The 1337-nt window shown below is 46.4% G+C and carries 2 protein-coding genes; both read left to right on the plus strand.

Annotated features, from left to right (window positions below):
- Positions 1 to 66: 66 nt before the first annotated feature.
- The gene (locus J5224_RS28030; RefSeq protein ID WP_145522506.1) at positions 67 to 360 is read left to right on the plus strand and encodes a DUF1778 domain-containing protein; all 294 of its coding nucleotides are present in this window, start codon (positions 67 to 69) and stop codon (positions 358 to 360) included.
- A complete protein-coding gene (locus tag J5224_RS28035; RefSeq protein WP_264628393.1) occupies positions 357 to 845 on the plus strand; it encodes a GNAT family N-acetyltransferase in 489 nt (162 codons plus the stop codon). The genes J5224_RS28030 and J5224_RS28035 overlap by 4 nt, the downstream gene beginning before the upstream one ends.
- Positions 846 to 1337: the final 492 nt, after the last annotated feature.

Below are 1337 nucleotides of genomic sequence, written 5' to 3' on the forward strand. Positions count from 1 at the left end.
GTAATGACATTAGCGTTACGTGTGCTGTATGATTATCATCCAGATGACAGGTCGGAGGGTGACATCATGTCAGCGACACATAGCGTTTCAGTTAAACGCGAAACATTAAATTTACGCATCAAGCCCGCAGAACGCGATCTTATCGATCGTGCGGCGAAAGCCAGAGGAAAAAATCGCACGGATTTTGTCCTTGAGGCTGCGCGTGCTGCCGCAGAAGAGGCGTTGATCGACCAGCGGATCATCATGGCAGATCCTGAAGCTTATCAAGAATTCCTTGCGCGCTTGGATCAAGCTCCCTCGCCGAATGCTGCGCTGCGGAAAACCATGCAAACCCCAGCACCGTGGGAGCAGAAAAAATGATTTCCGCCCCTGAGCCACTTCACGCTAAGCATGAACTTTCCGCATTCTGCTGCGGCGTGGAGTCTATGGATAACTGGCTGAAACAGCGGGCGATGAAAAATCAGGTATCTGGCGCATCACGGACTTTCGTCAGTTGCGATGGCTCGAAAGTGCTGGCGTATTACTCGCTGGCTTCCAGTGCTGTGGCAACAACTGCTGCACCCGGACGTTTTCGCCGTAATATGCCCGATCCGATCCCGATTGTGGTGTTGGGGCGGTTGGCTGTAGACACATCGTTGCATGGGCAGGGCGTTGGTCGGGCGTTGGTGCGAGATGCTGGGCTGCGAGTAATTCAAGTGGCTGAGACTATTGGCATTCGCGGGATGTTGGTTCATGCCTTGTCTGATGAGGCGCGGGAGTTCTACTTGCGGGTGGGGTTTGAGCCTTCGCCGATAGATCCTATGATGTTGATGGTGACATTGGGGGATTTGGCTGGGAGCATGTAATTTCAAATCATTACAGTTGCCTTAAATTTCAGCAAATGTACTGCGATTGGTGAATATGTGCTCAAACTCAGAGATTAATACCGCAAAACTGTTATCTGAGAATCACACCTTTCAACAACGTGAGCAGTGGATAACAAAGAGTTAGCACGAAAATCTGAGTGGTTTAAGTCGATAGGACTAAGATTAGCCTATGATATAGCCCGCAAAATTGAAAAAAGATATAAAGATTTTAACAGATGTACGCATACTTTACTCGATGGCTTAAGCTGCCTATGTGGTTTTTTTGATTAAAATCAATGTATTATATTATTTTCAACCTTTAATTGAAAACCCTGTACTTTGCATTATCCTCATTATAGTGTATGAAAATCACTTTTAGCGGTTGACGAGATGTTAGGCACAGGTAGAATGTGCCAACTTTTGGCGAGGGGCGTCTAATGATTGTTAAATTTAAAGTTTCGACTACTAGAGAAGAAAAAAAACAATCAAATC

The sequence above is a fragment of the Candidatus Symbiopectobacterium sp. NZEC135 genome (assembly GCF_025962695.1).